Source organism: uncultured Leifsonia sp. (assembly GCF_945957465.1).
In the GTDB taxonomy this organism is placed as follows: Bacteria; Actinomycetota; Actinomycetes; order Actinomycetales; family Microbacteriaceae; genus Leifsonia.
In genome coordinates this window covers 43,621-58,688 of record NZ_CAMFLC010000012.1, presented here as the reverse complement: position 1 = coordinate 58,688, position 15,068 = coordinate 43,621, and the positions used below count along the sequence as shown (strand labels likewise).

The 15,068-nt window shown below is 70.5% G+C and carries 15 protein-coding genes; 1 reads left to right on the top strand and 14 read right to left on the bottom strand.

Going from position 1 to position 15,068, the window contains the following annotated elements; translation table 11 throughout:
- Window positions 1-213 precede the first annotated feature (213 nt).
- On the top strand, window positions 214-1,524 hold the full coding sequence (locus Q0Q23_RS07965) for a restriction endonuclease subunit R (RefSeq protein ID WP_295121787.1): 1,311 nt from the start codon (window positions 214-216) through the stop codon (window positions 1,522-1,524).
- Window positions 1,525-1,662: 138 nt separating this feature from the next.
- Here Q0Q23_RS07965 and Q0Q23_RS07960 read toward each other — a convergent pair whose 3' ends face one another.
- From Q0Q23_RS07960 to Q0Q23_RS07895, 14 genes are read right to left on the bottom strand one after another with little or no spacing between them, the layout of a single operon-like run.
- Window positions 1,663-2,532, bottom strand: coding sequence for a ThuA domain-containing protein (locus tag Q0Q23_RS07960; RefSeq protein ID WP_295121785.1), 870 nt, complete (start codon window positions 2,530-2,532; stop codon window positions 1,663-1,665).
- Window positions 2,532-3,539 carry a sugar phosphate isomerase/epimerase gene (locus Q0Q23_RS07955; RefSeq protein ID WP_295121783.1) on the bottom strand — a complete coding sequence of 336 codons (1,008 nt, stop codon included), beginning with the start codon at window positions 3,537-3,539 and terminating at the stop codon, window positions 2,532-2,534. The genes Q0Q23_RS07960 and Q0Q23_RS07955 overlap by 1 nt, the downstream gene beginning before the upstream one ends.
- Window positions 3,540-3,552: 13 nt before the next feature.
- The gene (locus Q0Q23_RS07950; protein ID WP_295121781.1) at window positions 3,553-4,734 is read right to left on the bottom strand and encodes a Gfo/Idh/MocA family protein; all 1,182 of its coding nucleotides are present in this window, start codon (window positions 4,732-4,734) and stop codon (window positions 3,553-3,555) included.
- Window positions 4,731-5,147 (bottom strand): DUF6379 domain-containing protein, encoded by a 417-nt coding sequence (locus Q0Q23_RS07945; protein WP_295121779.1) that lies wholly within the window; start codon window positions 5,145-5,147, stop codon window positions 4,731-4,733. Before Q0Q23_RS07945 ends, Q0Q23_RS07950 begins: the two co-directional genes overlap by 4 nt.
- Window positions 5,148-5,156: 9 nt before the next feature.
- On the bottom strand, window positions 5,157-5,939 hold the full coding sequence (locus Q0Q23_RS07940) for a nuclear transport factor 2 family protein (protein WP_295121777.1): 783 nt from the start codon (window positions 5,937-5,939) through the stop codon (window positions 5,157-5,159).
- A 20-nt stretch (window positions 5,940-5,959) separates the two neighbouring features.
- A complete protein-coding gene (locus Q0Q23_RS07935) occupies window positions 5,960-6,991 on the bottom strand; it encodes a sugar phosphate isomerase/epimerase (RefSeq protein WP_295121820.1) in 1,032 nt (343 codons plus the stop codon).
- The gene (locus tag Q0Q23_RS07930) at window positions 6,988-7,986 is read right to left on the bottom strand and encodes a sugar phosphate isomerase/epimerase (RefSeq protein ID WP_295121775.1); all 999 of its coding nucleotides are present in this window, start codon (window positions 7,984-7,986) and stop codon (window positions 6,988-6,990) included. The genes Q0Q23_RS07935 and Q0Q23_RS07930 overlap by 4 nt, the downstream gene beginning before the upstream one ends.
- A complete protein-coding gene (locus Q0Q23_RS07925; protein WP_295121773.1) occupies window positions 7,983-8,942 on the bottom strand; it encodes a sugar phosphate isomerase/epimerase in 960 nt (319 codons plus the stop codon). The genes Q0Q23_RS07930 and Q0Q23_RS07925 overlap by 4 nt, the downstream gene beginning before the upstream one ends.
- A complete protein-coding gene (locus tag Q0Q23_RS07920) occupies window positions 8,939-10,054 on the bottom strand; it encodes a sugar phosphate isomerase/epimerase (protein ID WP_295121771.1) in 1,116 nt (371 codons plus the stop codon). Before Q0Q23_RS07920 ends, Q0Q23_RS07925 begins: the two co-directional genes overlap by 4 nt.
- The gene (locus Q0Q23_RS07915; RefSeq protein WP_295121770.1) at window positions 10,051-10,449 is read right to left on the bottom strand and encodes a DUF6379 domain-containing protein; all 399 of its coding nucleotides are present in this window, start codon (window positions 10,447-10,449) and stop codon (window positions 10,051-10,053) included. Before Q0Q23_RS07915 ends, Q0Q23_RS07920 begins: the two co-directional genes overlap by 4 nt.
- Window positions 10,450-10,500: 51 nt before the next feature.
- On the bottom strand, window positions 10,501-12,048 hold the full coding sequence (locus tag Q0Q23_RS07910) for a GMC oxidoreductase (protein ID WP_295121769.1): 1,548 nt from the start codon (window positions 12,046-12,048) through the stop codon (window positions 10,501-10,503).
- The gene (locus tag Q0Q23_RS07905; protein ID WP_295121768.1) at window positions 12,045-12,839 is read right to left on the bottom strand and encodes a TIM barrel protein; all 795 of its coding nucleotides are present in this window, start codon (window positions 12,837-12,839) and stop codon (window positions 12,045-12,047) included. The genes Q0Q23_RS07910 and Q0Q23_RS07905 overlap by 4 nt, the downstream gene beginning before the upstream one ends.
- Before the next feature lie 12 nt (window positions 12,840-12,851).
- On the bottom strand, window positions 12,852-13,244 hold the full coding sequence (locus tag Q0Q23_RS07900; protein WP_295121766.1) for a nuclear transport factor 2 family protein: 393 nt from the start codon (window positions 13,242-13,244) through the stop codon (window positions 12,852-12,854).
- Window positions 13,241-15,061: a glycosylhydrolase-like jelly roll fold domain-containing protein gene (locus Q0Q23_RS07895; protein WP_295121765.1), complete on the bottom strand. Its 1,821-nt coding sequence runs from the start codon at window positions 15,059-15,061 to the stop codon at window positions 13,241-13,243. Before Q0Q23_RS07895 ends, Q0Q23_RS07900 begins: the two co-directional genes overlap by 4 nt.
- Window positions 15,062-15,068 lie beyond the last annotated feature (7 nt).

The window sequence follows — 15,068 nt, the reverse complement described above, 5'->3', positions numbered from 1 at the left end:
GCCGCGGCTCCCGTTCGATGCCCTCGCGCCCTCGCGCCCGCTCGTGCGCGCAGCGAGGGGCGACCGAGGGGCAAGCGAGGGGCGCGTAAACGCCCGTAAAGGCGCGTTTTAGGGGCGTTTGGACGCCCTTCGGCATCCAGAGGCTCTTCGGCTTGTTTCGGTTTTCGACTTAAGTTGGTAGCTTACCTTCGTAAGCCGACACGAAGGGGTGCCATGGCACTGCCGATCCTGACCGACGACGCCCTGACCTCCACCGCTGACGGGTCAGCCGTCGCGCTGAGCCTGCCGTGGATCCGCTCGCTGCCGCACTCCAGCGTCTCGGACCTGCGCCTGCGCGTCGACGGGGACGAGTGCGCGGTCGAGGTGCCGGGCGGCGAGGGCTGGTGGTTCGTGCAGGACCGGCTCGTGGTGCGCGTCGGCCGCACCCTCCCGCCGGGCGGTCATACCGTCACAGTGTCCTTCCGCCTGCTCATCCCGTACCTGCCGGCCGGGCCGGACGCCCCGCTCCTGCTCGACTTCGCGGAGGAGCGGCGGCTGGAGCTCATGCCGGACACTCCGTGGCCGCTCGCGGCGAGCGCCTTCAACTGGACGCCCGAGCTGATCCGCGCCGACCGCCCGGCCACCGACATCGCGGTCGGCATCGTGACGTCAGGCGTGGCGAGCATCGTCGAGCTCGAACCCGGCCAGCTCTGGCGGTCGTTCCCGACGACGGCGGCCTCCGAAGCGGAGGCGCTGCGCGACCGGATCGCCGAAGCCGGCGGCCGGGTCGGCATCGTGGGCGCGAGCCTCGACGACTGGATCGGTCCGGCACGCAAGCGCGACGACGACGAGCGGTTCGCCTTCCTCCTGCCCCAGTTGCGGACCGCGCACGCCCTGGGTGCGGAGGGCGTGCGCCTCCCGATCGGCCAGGCCGGGCCGGCAGTGCTGAGGAGGCTGCTGCCGGTGCTCCACGAGCTCGACCTGACCGTCTACGAAGAGCTGCAGGGACAGCAGGCGCCCGACTCACCGCCGGTCGCGGGCGCGATCGACGACATCGCCTCCCTCGACGACCGGCGGGTCCGACTCCTCGTCGACACCAGCCTCGTCATGCCGGCCCTGCCGGTCAGCTACCTCGCGGCGCTCGCGCCGAGCGTCCCCGACGCGCTGCTGGCGCGGCTGACCGACGCCTGGCTGGAACACGAGACACTCGAAGCGGTCGTGGCGCACCTGCGCTCGGGCGCCGTCCCGCCGGCCGAGCACGCGCTCTACATGGACCTGCTCGTGCGGTTCGGGCGCTCGCCTGTCGAGCCGCTGCGCGGCATCCTCCCCCTCGTCGGCGCCTTCCACCTCAAGTTCTGGGATCTGGACGACGCGGACGGCCGCGTCTCGCGGCCGCTGCGCGAGCTCGGCGCGCTGCTGCGGGAGACCGGCTTCGCCGGCACCCTCTACAGCGAGTGGGGCGGCCACGAGTGGCTGGACGCCGCACCCACCCCTCTCACCCGCGCCCACCTCGCACTCGCCGCGCGCGCCCTCTCCGGAGCGTAGCCAAGCGCGCCGAGGGGCGCGCGAAGGGCGAGTAGACGCCCCTAAAACGGGGTTTTAGGGGCGTTTGCGCGCCCTTCGGGCGCCCCTCGGGCGGCGGGCGGGCGGCGGCCAGCCGCAGCGCGCGGCTGCGCGCGGGCGTCAGCCCTCGTGGTTGTAGTACGGCCAGGGGAGGAAGCGGCGTTCGCCGCGGCGGTCGGGGCCGTTCAGGGTGACCTCGCCGCTGGCGGCCCACTCGACGCCGCGCGGGAACATCCGGATGAACTCGATGCGGCGGAACGTGTCGATGTCGTGGCCGATCGTGATGGTGAACGAGCGGCCGGCGCCGTACTCGTTGATCCAGGCGATCGGCTGGTCGGTGTTCATGCCCGGGAGGGCGGCGATTCCCTCCTCCGGGATGGCCACGGGGTAGTGCGACATCGGCCAGACCGGCGCCTTCTCGTACGACTCCAGGTCGTCGAAGGTGGTCAGCAGCACCTGGGCGCCGTCCAGGATCTCGACACCGGTGAGGATGTCGTCGCCGGTGACCGTCCAGCGCGCGCTGATGCCGTCGGTGATCGCGTGCCGCGGCTCGACCGTGTCGAGCTGCGCCTCGCCCCACGGCCGTGGGCGGAGGCCGCCGGCCACCGTCATCCGCGACCCGCGCAGGAGGTTGTACTCGTCCGGGTAGCCCCAGTCGTCCTCCTGCGCGGCCGAGCCGTGGAACCAGACGATGCCCTTGCCGTCGTCGTGCACGAACTTCAGGAGCGCGGCATCCGTCTCGGCGCCGAAGCCGACCGCCTTCTCGTGGTAGCCGTCGCGACCCTCGAACACGACGATCACGACGTCATATTTGTCGATGATCTCCGCGCCGAGCCCGCGCGGGTCCTCCACGACCCGCACCCGGAAGCGCCCGGTGTCCTCCAGCAGCTGCGTCAGCCAGACGTTGTGCTGCCGGAAGCTGCGATGCTCGTTGTCGTGCTCGCGGGTCATGTGGCCCGAGAGGATGAGGACGTTCAACAGGTCCTGCATCAGTCGGATTTCGTCGAGAAGGCCGCGTCGAAGGCGGCATCGGGCGGGGTGATCGCGTTGAGCTCGCGCACGAAGGCGATCGCCTCCGGCGCCCCCTGCAGGCGGTCCATTCCGGCGTCCTCCCATTCGACGGAGGTCGGGCCGGTGTAGCCGATGAAGTTGAGGGCGCGGAAGATCGGCTCCCACGGCACCTCGCCGTGCGCGGTCGACACGAACGTCCAGCCGCGGCGCGGGTTGGCCCAGGGCAGGTGCGAGCCGAGCACGCCGTTGCGGCCGTCGAGGTTGGTGATCGACTCCTTCACGTGCACGTGGAAGATGTGGTCGGCGAAGTCGAGCACGAACGCCACCGGGTCGAGCTGCTGCCACATGAAGTGCGACGGGTCGAAGTTGATGCCGAAACTCTCGCGGTGGCCGATCGCCTCCACGGTCGCCTTGGCGGTCCAGTAGTCGTAGGCGATCTCGGACGGGTGCACCTCCAGCGCGAACCGCACCCCCACCTCCTCGAACACGTCGAGGATCGGATGGAAGCGGTCCGCGAAGTCGCGGTAGCCGGCGGCGATCCACTCGTCGGAGGCCGGCGGGAACATCGCGACGGCCTTCCAGATCGACGACCCGGTGAAGCCGGTGACGGTCTTCACCCCGAGCGCGGCGGCCATCCGGGCGGTCAGCTTCAGCTCCTCGGCCGCGCGCTGCCGCACGCCCTCCGGGTCGCCGTCGCCCCACACCCGGTCGTTCAGGATGTCGCGGTGCCGCTGGTCGATCGGGTCGTCGCAGACGGCCTGCCCGGCGAGGTGGTTGGAGATCGTCCAGACCTTCAGCCCGTTGCGCTCCAGGATGTCCTTCCGCGACTGCACGTAGTCGGCGTCGTCCCAGCGGGACACGTCGAGATGGTCACCCCAGCAGGCGATCTCGAGACCGTCGTAGCCCCACTCGCCGGCGAGGCCGGCCACCTCCTCGAACGGCAGGTCGGCCCACTGGCCGGTGAACAGTGTGATCGGACGCGGCATTTCGTTCTCCTCTTCAGACGGCGACCGCGGCGTCCGCACCCACGCGAACCCACGACGACTGATTCTCCGAGCTGGCCTCGACGGCCGCCAACACTCGTTGTACGCTCAGCCCCTCGGCGAAGGTCGGATGGGGGTCGGTCCCCTCGGCGATCGCGCCGACGAGATCCACGACCTGGTGCACGAACCCGTGCTCGTACCCGAGCAGGTGCCCGGCCGGCCACCAGTTGGCCACGTAAGGGTGCACCGGCTCGGTCACCAGGATCGTCCTGAAGCCCTGCAGATCGGCGCGGTCGGCGCGGTCGTAGAACTTCAGGATGTTGAGCTCCTCCAGGTCGAACCGGAGGGCCCCGGACGTTCCCGACACCTCGACGGACAGCGCGTTCTTGCGGCCGGTCGCGAAGCGGGTGGCCTCGAACGAGACCAGTGCCCCGTCGGTCAGCCTGCCGGTGAAGATCGCGAGGTCGTCGACGGTCACGTCGCCGTATCCCTCGCCCGCCTGCCCCGCGAGGCCGGAGCCCGAGGCCTGGAGCGGGCGCTGCTTCACGATGGTGTCCACCGTGCCGGAGACGGCTTCGACGGCCTGGCCGGTGACGAACTGGGTCATGTCGACGATGTGCGCGCCGATGTCCCCCAGCGCACCCGAGCCGGCGTGTTCTTTCTGCAGCCGCCAGGCGAGCGGCATCTCGGGATCGACCAGCCAGTCCTGCCGGTACGCCGCCCGTACCTGCTGGACGCGCCCGATCGTGCCCTCGGCGATCAGGTCGCGCAACAGGGTGACGGCTGGCACGCGCCGGTAGGTGAAGCCGACCATCGCCCGGACGCCGCGCTCGGCCGCCCGGGCCGCCGCCGCGGCCATCGCCTCGGCCTCCTCGACCGTGTTGGCGAGCGGCTTCTCGCACAGCACGTGCTTGCCGGCCTCCAGCGCCGCGATCGCGATCTCGGCGTGCGAGTCGCCGGGCGTGACGATGTCGACCAGGTCGATGTCGTCGCGGGCGATCACCTCCCGCCAGTCCGTGGCGTGCTCCGCCCAGCCCCATCTGCGGCCGGCATCGGCGACCGCGCTCTCGGTGCGGCCCACGATCACCGCCATCTCCACGGCCTCCGGGAGGTCGAACACGTGCGGCGCCTGCCGCCAGCCCACCGAGTGCGCAGCGCCCATGAACCCGTAGCCGACCATGGCCACCCGCAGCGTCATGCCAGCACCAGCTCGCGCTCGACCGGGACCCGGTTGGTCACGTAGCGGCCCGGGCCGCCGTCGGCGCCCGGCATGATCTGCATGTAGAGCAGGCGCATCGTGAGGACCACCTCCACCGTGAGCTTCTCCCCTGCCGCGGGCGCGTGGTCCAGCGGGATCACGACGTCGGGACGGTCGGCCACGAACCACAGGGTCTCGGACTGCTCGGGCAGCTCCTGGATGCGGTAGCTGCGGCCGTTCAGTTCGAAGCGGAGGTCGTCGCGCGGGATCTCCACGCCGTTCACGGTCGCGGCGACATCGTCGACGGCGGACAGCCAGAGGCTGCGGTACCAGGGCAGCTGCACCGAGACGGCGATGCCGTCGTCGGTGCGCCGGACGTCCTTCTCGGAGAACAGGGAGTTGTGCGTCGCCATGGTGTGCTCCTACTCGTAGGTGTCGACGAAGTGCTCGTACGGCACCGGAGGCGCCGGCTCGAGCTTCTGGACGGTCTCCGGGCTGTACGGGTGGTTCTCGCTGGGCGCCGGCTCGTCGGCCGGGGGCATGAAGACGGGCTTGCCGTCGTCGCCGAAGTACATCAGGTCGAGGTCGAACGCGCCCTGGTTCTTCAGGCCGAAGCTGATCCAGTTCTCCTCGAACGGCGCCCGCGCCAGCTCGTAGCAGCGGAACTTCCAGAACTTCCACTCGCCGTCCTGCTTGAGGAAGTCGACGGCGTACTTGCACCACACCCAGTGCGCCCAGACCTTCTTGCCGAGCACCTCGTTGGGCGAGTACATGTCCGGGAACTCCTCGGCGACGGCCGGATCGGTCAGGCCCGACTCGGTGCCGGCCATGATCCACACGCCCTTGGCGGTCTCGCCGTCGGCGGCGACCTCGATCACCGGAGTGGTGGCCGCGTGCAGGATGAGCTTGCCGACCGGGTGCGGCCGGTCGCGGTGATAGCGGGTGACGCTCTCCCACGTGGTGTACTGCCCGGCGTTGGTGTACCGGGCGCGGATGCCCTCGGTGCCCTCCTTGACCCAGAGCGGGATGATCTGCTCGTCCTCGAAGGCGTTGTGCAGGAACATGTAGCGGTTGAACAGGTTCTCGACCTGCCCGCGATCCTCGGCCCGCTGTGCGAGGCGCTGCGCCGCGGTGACGTCCTCGCGCAGCCGCGCGACTTCGGCGACGAGGTCCGAGATGGACGTCTCGATGGTGGTGTCCGACATGGTGTCTACTCCTTCGTGATTCAGGCCGGGACGCCGGCGACGGCGTCTTCGATGGTGCGCCGCATGAGCGCGTGCTGCTTCTTCACGAGGTCGATCGGGTCGGCCTCCCCGAGGTCCTGGAAGGCGTGACCCTCCCACTCGCTCGACAGATATCCCCGGTAGCCGCCCTCGACGAACTGGCGGACGATGCGGGGGATGTCCATGGCGGGCTCCTGCCCGTTCGCATCGAGTCCAAAGAACTTGGCGTGCACGTGGAAGATCTGCGGCATGATGTCCAGCCACTCCTCCGGCGGCACGAGGCCGTGCATGTTGAACGCCAGCCGGGTGAACGGCCCGAACCCGACGGGGTCGACGCCTTCGCTCGTGAGGTAGTCCTCGAATTTCTGGTTGCGCACGTGCATCGGCGTGGGCTCGCGCCAGATCTCGTCCATCACGGCGAAGTGCTTCGGATCCATGCCCATCTTCTCCAGCTGCGAGAGCAGGGTCGGCGACAGGCTGTGCATCGTCGAGGAGAAGTCGGCCGTGAAGCCGAGCCGGTCGCTGCCCAGCTCGTCGTACAGCTCGCGGATGCCGAGGACCTTGGGGTCGTTCGGGCCCTGCGGTGCGTGGATCTCGTAGCCGAGGCGCTGGTCGTACTCCTCGGCGAGCGGCAGGAGGCTGCGCAGCAGTTCCCGGCCGGCCGAGCGGATGACGACCCGCGTGAACCCGAGCGTGTGCGCGGTCTTCAGCTGGCGGGCGAGGAAGTCGTGCTCCTCGTCCGGCGTCATGTCGCGGTCCTTGCGGCGGCCCATGTCGAGGTTCGTGCCGATGGCGCTCGGCTCCAGCTCGTACTTCTCGAGCGAGTCGAACCAGAGCTTCACGAACGCGTCGTCGACGTCCGGGTAGGTGCGCAGCAGCTGGGCGATGTTGAACTCCACACCGGGCCCGATCCCGTTCTCGGCGACGGCCGCGATCAGCGTCTCCGGGGTGTAGATCCCCGCCGCGAACTCGCTCGTCATCGAGTAGAGGGTGGTCCCGAGTTCGATCCCGGTACCGGCGATCCCGTCGTTCACCATGTCGGCACTTCCTTTCGCGTCGTCTCGACGATCGGTGCGAGGACGTTCTGCACGTACCAGCCGCTCACCATCGCGCTCTCGGCCGGGTGGGGGCTCTGGTCGGACTCGACGACGATCCAGCCGGCATAGCCGCTCTCTGCGAGTGCGCGGACGAACGACGGGAAGTCGACCAGTCCGCCTTCGTCCGTCGGCTCGAAGAACCACCGCTGGATGCGGCGGGCGCCGCCCTCGGTGCGCACGAACTGCTCGGCGTGCGGGGTGAGGGCTTCTTCGTCGTCGACGACGTCGTATGCGTTCTTCAGCTGGACGTGGCGGACCCGGTCGGCGTGGCGTTCGAGCACCGCGACCGGGTCGGCTCCTGCCACCGCGAACTCGGCCGTGTCGAGTGCCAGCCCGACGAGCCCGGGGTCCGTCGCGTCGAGCAGCCGGGCGAGGCCGTCGTCGAGCCGGAGCGCCGACAGGAAGTCGAAGTGGAGCGCCAGCGCGACTCCGGAGGGGGCGATGGCCGCACCGACGGCGTTCCAGAGCGCCGCCAGTGTCGCGATCTTCTCGTCGTCGAGGGCACCGGTCTGCCAGGCCGACCCGCACGGACGGACCACGAGCACGGCGCCGCCGAGAGCGGCGAGGGCCTCGGCGAACCAGACGGCGGTCGCGGTGATCCGGGGCGCGGCCTCGGGGTCGAGCGGGTCGGGTCCCCGGCCCATCTCCACGTCGAACCCGATGAACGGGTCGTAGACGTAACTGGACACACCGTCGAGCGCGCAGGCGGCGAGCACCCGGCGGAACCCGTCGAGCGACCCGTAGAGGTTGGCGATCTGCTCGGGCGAGCCGAGCGGCTCCCACGGGCCGAAGCTCTCCGCGGTGAGCTCGACGCCCGAGAAGCCGCTGATCGAGATCGTCTTGAACGCACGCTCGTGGTCGCGCTTGCGCACGAACGCGTCGATGTTGGTGTCCCACTGGTTCAGGGCGTAGCCCCACCGGATGCCGCTCATGCCGTCTTCTCCAGGTAGATCCGATCCAAGACGTTCTTGGCGTACCAGCGCGCGACGGCGGTGCTCTCCGAGTAGTCCCCGCCGAGCTTGTCGGCCTTGTCGTGCTCGACGCTGATCCAGCCGGTGTAGCCGTGGTCGCGCACGGAGCGCATCATCGACTCGAAGTCGACCAGGCCCTCCGCGGTGCCCATCTCGTAGAACCACTTCTCGGTCGTGACGGCCGAGAGCTCGGCGTCGGGCCACAGGCGGTAGTCGTTATTGACGTCCTTGGTGCGGGTGTCCTTGAAGTGGAAGCCCGTGACGCGCTCGTGGTGCGCCTCGTACACGGCGACCGGGTCGACGTCGGCGATGCAGTGCTGGGCCGTGTCGACGAAGAACTTCACGTACTGCGGGTCGGCGTACGCGTAGAAGGCATCGATCTGCTTGCGGGTGCGGATGCCGCCGTAGAACTCGTGGTGACAGGTCAGGTTGACGCCGTACTGCTGCGTGAGCTCGCCGACCCTCCCCCAGATGTCGGCCGCGTGCTTGAGGCCGTCGTCGCTCACGCCCTGCTCGTCGAAGTAGCGCGAGCCGGGCATGACGATGATGTTGTCGAGCTGGATGCCCGACCACAGGTCGAGGGTGAGCTTGAAGTCCTCGATGATGGCGTCGTGCGTCGCCGGCACCTCGGGGGCGTAGCGCTCGGGGTCGTAGTACACGCCGTGGAAGGTGTTGACGATCCGCTCGAGGCCCTGCTCCTGCACGAACTCCTGGTAGTTCGCGACCGAGCCGTACTGCTCCAGGATCTGCCAGATCCGGAAGTCGAAGGTGTCGATGGCGTCGAAGCCGACGGCCCTCACCTGGCGGAGGAAGCGGGTCATCGTCTGGCGGGAGTGCCACTGGTCGTACGGGCCGCGGGGGCCGTTCGCGCGCCAGTGGTCCATGTAGCTCCACTTGATCGGAGCGTCGCGGGTCATGCGTTCGACCTCTCGGTGCTCGGGAGCCACTGGCCCAGCTGGCGGCGAGCCTCCTGAGCGTCGGTGACCATGCGGCTGCCGGCGTTCTGCGCCGCAGAGCGCTGCACGGCCTGCTCGTCGCGGATGATCTCGAAGGGCGACTGCCAGTTGTTCCAGTGCCAGCCCTCGTACTCACTGGAGATGGCGCCGTCGTAGCCGTTCTGCACCAGCAGCGCGATCAGGTCGCGCACCGGCACCGACGGCTCCTCGTGGTTCTCGTCGATGCCGAAGAACTTGCCGTGCACGTGCTTGATCCAGGGCATGATCTCCAGCCAGTCGTCCACGCGCGCCGGGCCGAACAGCCCCGTGGCGTTGATGCCCAAGTCGATGCCCAGGTCCGGCCGGCCGTTCTGAGCGGCGAGCGCGATGAACCGGCCGAAGCGCTGGCCGTGGTCGGCCTGGTCGGCGGGCGGCCCGGCCTCGTAGAACTCGTTCCACAGGTCGACGACCTGGGCGAGCAGCTCGTCGCTGGCTCCGCGGCGGCGGTAGGCCTCCAGCAGCGACGGCGCGAAGCCGACCGTGGTCGCGCCCCAGTCCGCGGTGAAGCCGAGGAACGGCGAGCCGACCTCCTCGTAGCGATCGCGCAGCGCGAGGATGCGCGGGTGCGACGCGTACTGGTCGGCGTGCACCTCGAGGGCGAGCGTCACCCCGTACTGCTCGGCGATCGGCGCGAGCGCCGCCATCGAGTCGGGTGTGATCGAGATCTGGACGCGCGCGATCGGAAAGCCCAGCTTCGCCGCGGCCTCGATCTGGCGGCGCATGTACTCGATGAGCTCGTCCTGGTTCAGCAACCGGTCGCGGTGGATGCCGATGTCGGCGTTGATCGCGAGCGACGTCTGCACGAGATCGAGCTCGGCGACCAGGTCGCGGAACCAGCCGGCGAAGGCGTCGTCGACCGCCGGGAAGCCGCGGAAGCTCGAGAAGCCGATGACCTCGAGCCCCGGGCCGTAGCCGTCGGCGGCCACCTTCCGGATCAAGCCTTCGAGGTCGTACTCGCGGCCGTGGAACGCGCGGGTGAAGCTGTAGAGGGTCACGCCCTGGATCGGGGATCCGAGGCCGGAGGTCGGGCTCATGCCGTCACCGCCTTCATGGTCTTGGTGTCGTGCTCCTCGATGTGGAGCACTTCGTCGTCGCCGATCACGATGTACGGGATGAACACGGTCAGGTCGACCGCCACCTCGTGCTCGCTGTCGTCGGCCGCGACCGGGATGTCACCGGAGAGCACGGCCGAGTCGAGCGGGAACCACCACTCCTCGGTGTCGTCCTTCATGTCGTCGAAGGTGCGCTCCTTGCCGTTGAGCTCCCAGCGGAGCGTCTCGGCCGGAGCGGGCACGCCGTCGATGGACAGCGTCGCGCCTGCGATGCAGGACGCCGGGAGTGCGCGGTACCAGGGGATGCGCACGTCGACGGCAGCACGCGTGCCCGTCGTCGTGAGCGTTCCCTGCTCGATGATGCGGTCGGGGATCACAAGTCCTCCTTGACTTCTTCCTTGTTTCTACACACTAATGTCGATTTATCACTAAAGGCAAGAAGCGATCCGACGAGCTCCCCGCACAGCCAACGCCACCGAGGTCAGCGTCGGGTTGCAGGCCGTCGGCGTCGGGATGACGCCGTTGCCCGCGACGAACACGCCCGGGGCTCCCCACACCTCGCTGTCCGGGCTACAGACGCTCCGGCCGTCGTCCGTCTCGCCCATCCGCGTGCTCCCCTGGTAGTGCAGGGAGGCGCCGAGCGGCAGGCTGAACGGGCTGTCGCCGATCGGGTCGCCCACCGCCTCGGCGAGCGCGGTGATCTGCTCCCGCGCGCGTTCGAGGACATCGCGGTCGCGATCCGTCAGCGTGTAGTGGATGCGCAGGGCCGGCATCCCGTACCAGTCGAACTCGTCGTCGCGGAACTCCACCCGGTCGTCCCACTGGAGATCCTTCGCGCAGAACAGCCCGAGGCCGACGATGGATCCCGGGACCACCGGGTCGTCGTCCGCGAGCGGGATCGGGGAGGCATCGAGCTGCATGACCTGACCGTGGAAGGGCATGTCGTCGGTGTACGGCACCCAGGTGACGCCGCTGCGCTCGCTGATCGCGCCGTCCACCACCTCGTCGAGGCCGTGCTCGCCGCCCGTCCGGCCGGCGTGGCCGGCCGCCGCGGCGCTCTCCGCGTCACGGATGCGGGTGGCGTAGACGACCTGGGACTGGTCGTTGAGCATACGGCCGAGCGCGGGCGGCCGGATGCCGGAGGCGTACAGCACCTGCGGCGTCCGGAGGGCGTCGGCCGCGACGACGACGAAGCGGGCGCGGACGACGTGGGTCTCGCCCGTGCGGCGGTCGCGCACCTCGACGCCGACGGCCCGGCCGTCCTCGAGCAGGACGCGCGTGACCAGCGACTCGTCGTACAGGCCGAAGTTCGGATTGCGGCGCGTCACGTCGCCGAACACCACGTCCGACCCCGACCAGACCAGCCGTCCGTCGTCGCGCCGGTGCACGGCGAGCGGCATCCGCTGCACGCGCCGCTCCTCCGGGCGGCCGTCGTCCACCGCCGCGGCCAGCCGCTCGCGGACGAGGGCCGTGAAGGGCGCGCCGTCGAAGGCGTCGGTCGTGACGTTCAGCAGCCGGTCGGCCTCGGCGAGGAGGTCGTCGAGGTCGGGCAGGAAGGCGATGCGCTCGCTGTCCCCCGGGCGCGGGCAGGCGCCCGTCCAGTGCGCGCCCATGCCGCCGACGTTGCTGGAGAACGCGACGACGGGCAGGCCGTCCTCGCCCGGCTCCTGGTAGCCCTCGTCGAGGAGGTAGGTGCCCGGCCGGGCGCGGCGCTGGCCGGCGGTGACCGCTCCGGGCGAGCTGACCGTGTCCGCGCCGGCGCCCGGGCCCTCGGAGCGCTCCTGCGCCTCCGCCCGCACTGCCGGGTCCTCGATGTTCTTGACGTGCGCGCCGGGCGGGTCGGACACCGTGGGCCCGACCTCGAAAACGGCGATCGTCGCGTCAGGTGCCTCCTCGCTGAGGATGCGCGCGTACGCGGCGCCGGTCGGGCCGCTGCCGACGATGACGACGTCGACCGCGTCGGGATACCGGCTCATGCTGCTGCCGCCAGTTCGCGGATGAGCGCGACGGAGGCCGCGGACTCCTGAGTCGGGTAGTACTCGAGACCGATCGGCCCGTCGTAGCCGGAGGCGCGCAGGATCCGCAGCCGCTCCGCCCAGTCGAGGTCGCCTGTGCCGGGCTCGCCGCGGCCGGGAGCGTCGGCGAGCTGCACGTAGGCGATCAGTTCGCCCGCGTTCGCCAGCTCCGCCGCCATGTCCTCGCCTTCCACGGCCGAGTGGTAGATGTCGTAGAGCACCCCGAAGAACGGCGAGTCGACGCCGCGCGCGACATAGACGGCCTCCGACGTCCGGTCGAGCAGCGAGCCGGGGTGGTCCACGCGGATGTTGACCGGCTCCAGGGCGAGCGTGATGCCCGAGCCGTCGATCTGCGCGATGGCCTTCTGGTAGATCTCGACGAGCTTGTCGAGCTGGACCTGCCGCTTCCAGCCCCCGAAGCCCGTCCCGCTGCCGACGACGATGCGGGGGCAGCCGAGGTCCTGAGCGATGGCGACGCTCTCGTCGAGCTTTCGGTAGAACTCCGAGTGGTCCCACGGCGGGATCATGAACTGGGTGCGCGGCTCCGCGAGCTGGGCGGTGAGCGTCGTGCCGGTCTCCTCGAGCGCGGCCTTGAGCGCGGGGAGGTCCTTCGGGGTCGCCGGGGCGTCGACGCCGGTCGGGCCCCACATCTCGACCGCCGTGAAGCCGGCCGCCGCCGCCGCGCGCACGCGGTCGTGGTAGTCGCCGGCCTCCGTGAAGAGCAGTTCGATGTTGGGTGCGAGTTCGTACATGGGTTCTCCTGTTCAGAACATCGGATGGTCGTGGGCGGCGTGCGCCGGGACCTGCTGCAGCACGTCCCAGTGCTCGACGATCCGGCCGCCCTCGAATCGGTAGATGTCCGCGACCGCGGCGTCGGGGGCGCCGGGTCGCGAAGCCTTGACGTGGACCATCGCCAGCTCGCCGTCGACGAGGATCCGCTGGATCTCGAAGCGCGCATCCGGGCTGCCGTCGAACTTCGGGGTCAGCATCGCGACCGCCGCGTCCGGGCCGTCGGGGATGGTCGGGTTGTGCTGCCGGTAGTCGCCCGCGACGAGGAAGGCGAAGGCCTCGGCGACCCGCTTCTGCGTGTAGAAGAGGTCGCAGAAGCGCTCGAACGCCTCGCGGTTCCCCGTGCGAGCGTGCGTCTCTTCGCTCATCCCCGCTCCCTCCTCGTCGTGAGGACGACCGGACCGAGCAGCCCGCTCGGCTCCTGCTGGGCGAAGGCGGAGAAGAAGTCCGGCTGCGCCTTCGCCAGGGTGTTGGTGACCTCGACCTGGAGGGTGTTGCGGTCGCGCACCAGGCCGTCCGGGATGTCGAACACGTAGGGCGGTGCGACGCGCGTACCGAGGTCGACGCCGTTGAGCCGCACGGAGGCCAGCTCGAACACCTCCCCGAGGTCGAGCGCGTGGCCGCCCTCCGGCTGCTCCGCCTCGAACTCGGCCGTGTACCGCGCCGTGCCGCTGAAGTGCGGCAGGAGGCCCGGGTCGCTGAGCGGCCGGAGGTCGTCGAGCGTGCCCCAGTCGGAGTACCGCGAGTCCCCCGCGGCCTTCGTCGCGACCGCCCACGCCGGCGCCAGTTCGACCTCGGAGACGGCCTGCGCCGCCGGTCGCAGCGGCAGGCCCTCCCACAGCGCAGGAGCACCGACGACGAGCACGAGCGCCTCGCCCGGCGCGAGCCGGAGGTCGATCCGGGTCGACGGGCCGGCCGTGCGCGAGGGCACCGCCGTGAGGGCGGCGTTCACAGCGTCGTAAGCGACCACCGCACCGGCGCGCGGCAGCGTCGCCGAACCCCGCACGGTGTCCCGGGCCGACTCGTTCACGAGCATGAGCACATCGCCGTCGCCGACATCGCGGCGGAGCACGCGCAGCTCCGGGGCCGGGCCGTCGAACCGGACCGCCCGATCCGTCATGCCCACGACCGAGTCCACGAGCCGCTTCTGCGAGATGTGCCGGAAGCGGACGCGGAGCGCCGCGGCGTCGACGGCGTCCCCGGTCGCCGCGACCTCCGGGACCGAGCCGACGAAGACGACCGGGACTCCGGCATCGTCGAGCCGCAGCAGCTCGCCCGCCACGACCGCAGGCAGGGAGGCGCTGCCCGGGACGATGAGCGCGTCGTAGGTCTCCCCGCCGAGCCGCAGCCGCGAACCGTCCGGGGTCGCCGCGGGCAGCGCATCCGCCGGGATGATGTCGGCGTCCAGCTGCGCCTCCATCAGCAGCCGGAGCGGCCGCTCCGACGGCATCGCCTCGCCCAGCCACTCCGCCTCCGCGTGATACAGCACCGCGAAGGGGGCGACGTGGGTTCCCGCCTGCAGCAGGTGACTCAGCCGGTTCGTGTAGTCGCTGAGAACGTGCTGGTGCGGATACTGCGGGTTCGCCCCGTTCGCGTAGAAGTGCGGCGGGCAGTCCGGGTCGGGGAACGGAGCGGGCGAGAACGCGTGCGGCACGATGTGGGTGACCCCGCGCACCAGCAGGTGGTTGGTGAGCCAGGTGAACAGCCGGAGCCCGGCGTACCAGCCGTACGCGCCGATGGTCTCGCACATCGACCGCCCCCGGGTGCGCGCGTCGAGGTGCGCCGCCGACGACGCCAGCTTCGCGAGACCGAAGTGGAAGAACTCCCCGTCCGCCGCCCCGGTCATGTTGCCGAACGGACCGCGCGAGAAGCCGGGGACGACCTGGCCGCCGATGATGTCGACCCCGGGCATGTCCTGGCCGGCCATCGCCCGGAAGTAGTGCCCGGCGCCGGGGCCGAGCCGCGCGTGCGCCCCGTTGTCCTCGATGACGTGGCCGATGTGCTCGACGCCGTGCGCGCGGCACCAGTCGCCGAGGCGCTGAGCGAAGTTCTCGGAGTACAGCCGCGACACGGTGTCCATGTAGGCGTAGCGGATCTCGCGCTCGCGGCCTCCCGCCGGAGACCAGAGCAGCGGCAGGAGCAGCGCGGCATCGCGGCCGAGCCGTTCGTGCAGGCCGGCCGCCACTTCGTCG

What these genes read in the sequence shown, in the direction of transcription:
- Q0Q23_RS07965 (WP_295121787.1), top strand. Translation starts at nt 214, where the DNA reads ATGGCACTGCCGATCCTGACCGACGACGCCCTGACCTCCACCGCTGAC.
- Q0Q23_RS07960 (WP_295121785.1), bottom strand. Translation starts at nt 2,532, where the DNA reads ATGCAGGACCTGTTGAACGTCCTCATCCTCTCGGGCCACATGACCCGC.
- Q0Q23_RS07955 (WP_295121783.1), bottom strand. Translation starts at nt 3,539, where the DNA reads ATGCCGCGTCCGATCACACTGTTCACCGGCCAGTGGGCCGACCTGCCG.
- Q0Q23_RS07950 (WP_295121781.1), bottom strand. Translation starts at nt 4,734, where the DNA reads ATGACGCTGCGGGTGGCCATGGTCGGCTACGGGTTCATGGGCGCTGCG.
- Q0Q23_RS07945 (WP_295121779.1), bottom strand. Translation starts at nt 5,147, where the DNA reads ATGGCGACGCACAACTCCCTGTTCTCCGAGAAGGACGTCCGGCGCACC.
- Q0Q23_RS07940 (WP_295121777.1), bottom strand. Translation starts at nt 5,939, where the DNA reads ATGTCGGACACCACCATCGAGACGTCCATCTCGGACCTCGTCGCCGAA.
- Q0Q23_RS07930 (WP_295121775.1), bottom strand. Translation starts at nt 7,986, where the DNA reads ATGAGCGGCATCCGGTGGGGCTACGCCCTGAACCAGTGGGACACCAAC.
- Q0Q23_RS07925 (WP_295121773.1), bottom strand. Translation starts at nt 8,942, where the DNA reads ATGACCCGCGACGCTCCGATCAAGTGGAGCTACATGGACCACTGGCGC.
- Q0Q23_RS07920 (WP_295121771.1), bottom strand. Translation starts at nt 10,054, where the DNA reads ATGAGCCCGACCTCCGGCCTCGGATCCCCGATCCAGGGCGTGACCCTC.
- Q0Q23_RS07910 (WP_295121769.1), bottom strand. Translation starts at nt 12,048, where the DNA reads ATGAGCCGGTATCCCGACGCGGTCGACGTCGTCATCGTCGGCAGCGGC.
- Q0Q23_RS07905 (WP_295121768.1), bottom strand. Translation starts at nt 12,839, where the DNA reads ATGTACGAACTCGCACCCAACATCGAACTGCTCTTCACGGAGGCCGGC.
- Q0Q23_RS07900 (WP_295121766.1), bottom strand. Translation starts at nt 13,244, where the DNA reads ATGAGCGAAGAGACGCACGCTCGCACGGGGAACCGCGAGGCGTTCGAG.